Below are 6,082 nucleotides of genomic sequence, written 5' to 3' on the forward strand. Positions count from 1 at the left end.
CCCCGACGCGGCGGCGGCGGTGGCGTCGGGGCGACTCCTGCGCGCCCTGGAGCCGAACGCGTCGGGCGACGACGTCCGCGAGGCCGTGGCGGGGGAGGTGCCGACACTCGCGCCCGCCGCGCCGCGCCGCGCGGATGAGCTCTCCGCGCGGCGGGCTCGACGCGAGGCCGAACGGCGCGTGACCGCGGCGGAGAAGGAGCTCGCGGCGGCGGAGCGTGCAGTGGCGAAACAGGACGATGTGCTGCGGACGCTTCGCGCGCGCGCCGAGGAGCTCGACGACGACATCGCCGACCTCGAGGCGCAGCTCGCACAGCTGCGCACAGAGGCCGAGCGCATCGCGGGAGAGCTGCCGGGGGCGACCGAGCGTCAGGAGGAGGCCGTGGCGTCGCGCGACGAGGCGGCGCGGGATCGCGAGGCGGCGCAGCGGGCACTCGATGCGCTCTGAGCCCGGTCTGCGCGGCACGTGTGCGACGATGGCTGGCATACGGAGAGGCGAGGGGGCACCGTGAAGCGGAGCACGAGGGTCGGCGCTGTGGGCGTGGCCGCGGTGGTCATGGCCACCGTGTTGTCCGGATGCATGGGCGGGGCGGACTTCGCCGTGCTCGAGAAGGAGCCTCAGGCGGCTGACGCCCTGCCGGATGCCGCGGTCGACGACAACGACGGCGTCGTCGCGCCGGACACCGCCCGGTTCGTGGGGAAGGACGGCGACGTGTCGCTGTGGCTCGCACGACCCGCGTCCGGCAGCGGGATCTGCGTGGTCGCGTATGAGAGCGATGACGCGTACGCCACGGGCTGTGCCGACAACGGGACCTGGGTGCGCCTCAGCGGCGAGCTGGGCACGTACGAGGTCGCGTCGGACGGCTCGCCCGCCCCCGAGGGGACCGAGCGGCTGTTCGACAACGTGTTCGTGCCGGCGGGGTGAGGGCGAGCGTCTGCGTCCGGGGCAGCGCCAGGGTCAGGCCGTGATCGGGCAGAGAGGTGTCGGGGGCGACGCCTCGGTGAGCCCCATCAGTACCCGCAGTGCGGAGCGGGCGCGCAGCTAGACGAGCAGAGCCCACACCGCGACCGCGATCGCGACGACGGACGCCACCGAGCGCACGCCGTTCAGCGCGTTCCATCGGCGTTCGAACGCGGCGCGTGTGGTCGCGGCAGAAGTCGTCGAGCTGTCCAACGCGTTGTTCAGCGGGACGTTGCCGGCCACGGTGACGACGACAGCGCCGAGGAAGAACACGACCCCGCCGGCGGCGAGCAGCCACCCGCGCGCAGAGTCCAGCGCGAGCACGCCCGCCCACACCAGGAACACCGGGGGCAGGAAGATCGGCAGGAGGAACAGCGGATTCACCACCGCGCGGTTGATGGCGCGCGTCGAGGTGACGAAGGTCGGGTCGTCCGTGCGCCCGAGGCCCGGCATGACCCCGGTCGAGAAGGACCAGAACGTGCCGCCTCCGAGCGCGAGAAGGACGAGGCCGACGGCGGCGAGTGCGTCTGTGAGCTCCACGTCGGGCACTCTACGACATCGTCGCGTCGCCGCGGATGCGCGGCCCTCCTAGGCTGACCGACATGAGCGAAGACCTCGGCCGCACCGTCATCGCGGATCTGTGCCGCCTTCCCAACCCCGAGGCGATCGACCGCACGGCGTTCGTCGAGCTCGGCGGCGTCGAGCAGTTCGTCTCGATCCGCGGCCGCAGCAGGGCGAACCCGGTGCTCGTCGTGTGCCACGGCGGTCCGGCGCTCCCGTCGTTGCCGTCGTCGTGGATCTGGCAGCGCGGGGTCGAGGAGTACTTCACCGTCGTCAACTACGACCAGCGCGCCAGTGGCAAGTCCGCGGCGACCGTGTCCGACGGGCTGGATCTCCGTGTCGAGAGGTATGTCGACGATCTCGTGGAGCTGATCGCGTGGGTGCAGGCCGAGCTCGGCGTCCGGAAGGTTGGGGTGCTCGGCCACAGCTGGGGGACGATCATCGGCCTCACTGTGGCCAGGCAGCGACCCGACCTGCTGTGGGCGTACATCGGCGTCGGCCAGGTGATCTGCGGTCCCGAGAACGAGGTCGAGAGCTTCGGTCACGCGATGCGGAGTGCCGTCGCGGATGGGAATGAGCGGGCGGTCGCGGAGCTGCAGTCGCTCGGGGAGTATCCCGGCGCGGAGCCGTTGACCGTCGAACGCATCGTGACCTGCCGGAGGTGGGCCCAGCACTACGGGGGGCTGTCCGCGTATCGGTCCGACTTCGCGTACTTCACGGAGTCGCAGGAGCTGTCTCCGTATTACACCGATGCCGACCTGGGGTTGATCGGCGTCGGGCAGCAGGTGACCATGACCGCGGTGCTCCCGGCCCTGCTCGGCTTCGACGCCCGCGATCAGACGGCGTTCGAGGTGCCGATGCTGCAGTTCCTCGGACGCCACGACTGGACGACGCCCACGGGCCCCGTCGTGCGCTGGCTCGAGCACGTGACGGCACCGTCGACGCACGTCGTCTGGTTCGAGAACTCGGCGCATCTGTGCATGCTCGAGGAGCCGGGCAAGTTCCTCGTGAGTCTCGTCACCCGCGCGCTGCCCCATGCGGTCGACGCGATGCCGGTGGGCGGGCAAAGCAAAACCCCCGCCATGTAGAAGCTAGGCGAGGGTTTCTGGGCTGATTGTAATGATCAGCCTTGTGGCTCCGACCGGCATCGATCCGGTGACCTTTCGATTTTCAGTCGAACGCTCTACCAACTGAGCTACAGAGCCGCGCGGCGATGGTGCTGCCGCGTCCTAGACGAAGAGCCCTCTCCGAAGAAAGAGCTCGTCGCACGGAGCGACCCTGACGGGACTTGAACCCGCGACCTCCGCCGTGACAGGGCGGCACGCTAACCAACTGCGCTACAGGGCCATACTGGTGTTTTCAATTGTATCGGATGGAGTGACCCCAACGGGATTCGAACCCGTGCTACCGCCGTGAAAGGGCGGCGTCCTAGGCCGCTAAACGATGGGGCCGAGTCAGTCCCGGGAGGACTTCCTTGCCGACGCTCAAGCATAAGGGATGACGCGAGCAAATCGCGAATCGAGGGCGATGCGTCTTCCCCCGGGCGTGTTTCGGGAGGACCATGGAGGTCACGATGGTGCTGCGGGGGCCGTGCCATTTCGCTGGTGCGGATGTGAATGTTGTTGTTAGTGTGACATCTGTGAAACCGGCGGAAGGGGCCGCGTGAACGACAAGAATCCGGTGGATGCTGCCTCCGCCGCCTCCGCGGAGTGCGGCTGCGCGCCCAGCCCGGCCGAGAGCCATGCGTTCTGGAAGGCGGGCATCAGCCGTCGCGGGGCCATCGGCCTCGGCGCCCTCAGCGTGGTCGCCCTCAGCGCCTTCGGCATCTCGTCGGGCGTCTCCGCCGCCTATGCCGCGTCGTACCCGAGCTGGGACGACGTGCAGCGCGCCAAGCAGAACGAAGCCGCCAAGGCCGCCGAGGTCTCGCGGATCGAAGGCCTCATCCAGTCGCTGACGCAGAAGGTCGCCGAGACCCAGGCCGCCGCCGAGGCCGCGTCGAACGAGTTCTACAACGCCCAGCAGGCCTACTTCGCCGCGATCGCCGAAGCCGACGCGCTGCAGGAGAAGGCCGACGCCCAGGCCGCCGCGGCCGACGAGTCCGCCCGCAAGGCCGGGCAGGTCGCTGCGCAGCTGTATCGCAACGGCGGCGACAACACCTCGCTCGAGCTGTTCTTCGCCGGATCGGCCAGCAACGCCGATGAGCTCCTTGCGCGACTGGGCTCGATGGACAAGCTGCTCGAGTACAACCGCTCGGTGTACGACGACGCCGTCGCCGCCCGCAACGCCGCGCAGTCGCTCAGCGATCAGGCCGTCGTCGCGCGGGACGAGCGCGACCGGCTGCAGAAGATCGCCGAGGAGAAGATGGTCGCCGCGCAGCAGGCGGCCGATGCGGCGCAGGCCGCCCTCGACGAGCAGTCCGCGAACCTGGCGACCATGCAGGCGCAGCTTGCCGCGCTCAAGGACACCACCGCCACCACCGTCGCGCAGTACCAGGCCGGCGTCGAGGCCGCCCGCAAGGAGGCCGAGCGCCGTGCCGCCGAGGAGGCCGCCGCGAACGCGGGGGGCAACAGCGGTGGAGGAGGAACCCCGGGCTCCGGGGGATGGGTCCGTCCGCACGGCGGCTACCGCAGCTCCGGCTACGGTCCCCGTTCGCAGCAGTGCAACTCCCGCGGCTGCTCGTCCAGCTGGCACTACGGGGTCGACCTCGCGAACGGCTGCGGGGCGGCGATCTACGCGGCGCACTCGGGCACCGTCGACGCGGCCTTCTACAACGGCGGGTACGGCAACTACGTGCGCATCCAGCACGGCGGCGGTGTCGCCACGGGCTACGCGCACATCAAGCCGGGTGGTTTCGCGGTCCGCAACGGCCAGTGGGTCGAGGCCGGACAGGTCATCGCCTACGCCGGCAACACAGGCGGCTCGTTCGGCTGCCACCTGCACTTCGAGGTGTACATCAACGGCCGCTACACGAACCCCATCAACTTCATGGCCGACCGGGGCATCTCCGTCTGAGATCGGTCGCGCAGCAGAAGACCCCCGGAGCGCCGTGCTCCGGGGGTCTTCTGCATCAGCTCAGTGGCCCTGCTCGCCGAACCGGGCGATCGCCTCGTCGAGGATGCGCTGCGCCTCGGCGGCGTTCCCCCACTCGTCGACCTTGACCCACTTGTTGGGCTCCAGGTCCTTGTAGTGCTCGAAGAAGTGGGCGATCTCCTTCTTCGTGTACTCGGCGATGTCGTCGATGTCCTGGATGTGGGCCCAGCGCGGGTCCTTCGACAGGACCGCGACCAGCTTGTCGTCGCCGCCGGCCTCGTCGCTCATCTTGAGCACCGCGACGGGGCGGACCTCGACGACGACACCGGGGTAGATCGCGTGGTCGAGCAGCACCAGCACGTCGAGCGGATCGCCGTCTTCGCCGAGCGTGTTGTCGAAGTAGCCGTAGTCGGCCGGGTAGCCGAAGGTCGTGTACAGCACGCGGTCGAGGTGCACGCGCCCCGTCTCGTGGTCGACCTCGTACTTCACGCGGCTGCCGCGCGGGATCTCGATGACGGCGTCGTGTGCGCCCATGCGTGTGCTCCTCAGAAAGTTCGGTTGGATGCCGCCGACCAGCCTACTCGCGGGCCGGCGGCTCGACGTCCGTGCGGTCACCGCGTGCGCGCCGGTTCAGCAGGCGCGCGAGCGGCCCGTTCAGCAGCAGGAGCAGGAGCGCGGCGTAGCCGTTCGGCGCGGCGAGCGCGGCGATGACCAGGGCGATCGCGAACAGGATGATCGCGGCGAGGTCGCCGACGATGCCCGCGCGGAGCACCGACGCGGACGCCGTGGTGAGCTGCGGGTGGCGCAGCAGGTAGAGCCAGCCGCCGAGGGTCGTGACCTGCGTGCCGATCAGTGTCCCGATGTACACGACCGCCTGCAGCGGATCGGAGTCGAGCTGGCCGAGCATCGCCGTCGGCACCGGCAGCCACACGATCGTGGCCATCCAGCCCACGTTGATCCACAGCAGCGCCGGGGTGATCCGCTCGACGTCGCGGTACTGGCTGTGATGCCCCATCCAGAACACCGCGATGAGGAGGAAGCTCAGCGCGAAGCTCAGCAGCTGGCCGGAGTGCTCCGTGAAGAACTCGGCCGTGCTCCGATTCCCCGCCGCCGTGTCGGAGACGGCTTCCAGCAGCGGGAGGATGAGCAGCGTCATGGCGATCGCGACGACCGCGTCGACGAAGGCCGTGAACCGCTCGGTCCGATACAGGTACGGCCTCGCGTTCTCGGTCACCGCGCCAGAATATCGGCGAGGGTGGGCGGGAGCCAGGGGGTCGCGAGGCGCTGGCGGTGCCCTAGCGTGGAGTGATGCCGTCGCTCGATCCCGCCGTCGCCGAGATCCGCCTCGCCGTGCGCACCGCGCTCGCCGACCTCCCCGAAGGGAGCACCGTGATCGTCGCGCTGTCGGGCGGTGCCGACTCCCTCGCGCTCGCCGCCGCCACCGCGTTCGAGGCCGCCAAGCGAGGTCTCCGCGTCGCCGCCGTCACGGTCGACCACGGGCTGCAGGACGACTCCGCCGCGGTGGCCGAGCGG

7 protein-coding genes, 3 tRNA genes and 1 pseudogene are annotated in these 6,082 nt (G+C 70.0%); 5 read left to right on the top strand and 6 right to left on the bottom strand.

The window, feature by feature from the left end:
• A pseudogene (locus DW299_RS19215) lies at positions 1-445 on the top strand (hypothetical protein); the annotation flags it as partial.
• A 60-nt stretch (positions 446-505) separates the two neighbouring features.
• Positions 506-922, top strand: a complete 417-nt coding sequence (locus tag DW299_RS14850; RefSeq protein WP_136037042.1) for a hypothetical protein — start codon at positions 506-508, stop codon at positions 920-922.
• 117 nt (positions 923-1,039) lie between these two features.
• On the opposite strand, the gene DW299_RS14855 is transcribed toward DW299_RS14850, so the two are convergent.
• Entirely contained in the window at positions 1,040-1,498 is a 459-nt protein-coding gene (locus DW299_RS14855) for an anthrone oxygenase family protein (RefSeq protein WP_136037043.1), read from the bottom strand.
• 62 nt (positions 1,499-1,560) lie between these two features.
• On the opposite strand from DW299_RS14855, the gene DW299_RS14860 reads away from it, so the two are divergent.
• Positions 1,561-2,607 carry an alpha/beta fold hydrolase gene (locus tag DW299_RS14860; RefSeq protein ID WP_168443155.1) on the top strand — a complete coding sequence of 349 codons (1,047 nt, stop codon included), beginning with the start codon at positions 1,561-1,563 and terminating at the stop codon, positions 2,605-2,607.
• Positions 2,608-2,651: 44 nt separating this feature from the next.
• Here DW299_RS14860 and DW299_RS14865 read toward each other — a convergent pair.
• The 3 genes from DW299_RS14865 to DW299_RS14875 form a co-directional block, all read right to left on the bottom strand.
• Positions 2,652-2,724: transfer RNA gene (locus tag DW299_RS14865), tRNA-Phe, on the bottom strand.
• 68 nt (positions 2,725-2,792) lie between these two features.
• Positions 2,793-2,866: transfer RNA gene (locus DW299_RS14870), tRNA-Asp, on the bottom strand.
• A gap of 31 nt (positions 2,867-2,897) precedes the next feature.
• Positions 2,898-2,970 (bottom strand) — tRNA-Glu (locus DW299_RS14875).
• A 211-nt stretch (positions 2,971-3,181) separates the two neighbouring features.
• Here DW299_RS14875 and DW299_RS14880 point away from each other — a divergent pair.
• The gene (locus tag DW299_RS14880; protein ID WP_136028535.1) at positions 3,182-4,531 is read left to right on the top strand and encodes a M23 family metallopeptidase; all 1,350 of its coding nucleotides are present in this window, start codon (positions 3,182-3,184) and stop codon (positions 4,529-4,531) included.
• 60 nt (positions 4,532-4,591) lie between these two features.
• On the opposite strand, the gene ppa is transcribed toward DW299_RS14880, so the two are convergent.
• Both ppa and DW299_RS14890 read right to left on the bottom strand, forming a co-directional pair.
• Complete coding sequence (ppa, locus tag DW299_RS14885; RefSeq protein WP_096713254.1) at positions 4,592-5,083, bottom strand: inorganic diphosphatase; 492 nt, start codon at positions 5,081-5,083, stop codon at positions 4,592-4,594.
• A gap of 43 nt (positions 5,084-5,126) precedes the next feature.
• Positions 5,127-5,783 carry a TMEM175 family protein gene (locus DW299_RS14890; RefSeq protein WP_136037045.1) on the bottom strand — a complete coding sequence of 219 codons (657 nt, stop codon included), beginning with the start codon at positions 5,781-5,783 and terminating at the stop codon, positions 5,127-5,129.
• 74 nt (positions 5,784-5,857) lie between these two features.
• On the opposite strand from DW299_RS14890, the gene DW299_RS14895 reads away from it, so the two are divergent.
• A partial coding sequence (locus tag DW299_RS14895) for a PP-loop family protein (RefSeq protein ID WP_275090594.1) occupies positions 5,858-6,082 on the top strand: 225 nt, incomplete at its 3' end.

Source organism: Microbacterium sp. K35, from assembly GCF_004794375.1.
Classification (GTDB): Bacteria; Actinomycetota; Actinomycetes; order Actinomycetales; family Microbacteriaceae; genus Microbacterium; species Microbacterium sufflavum.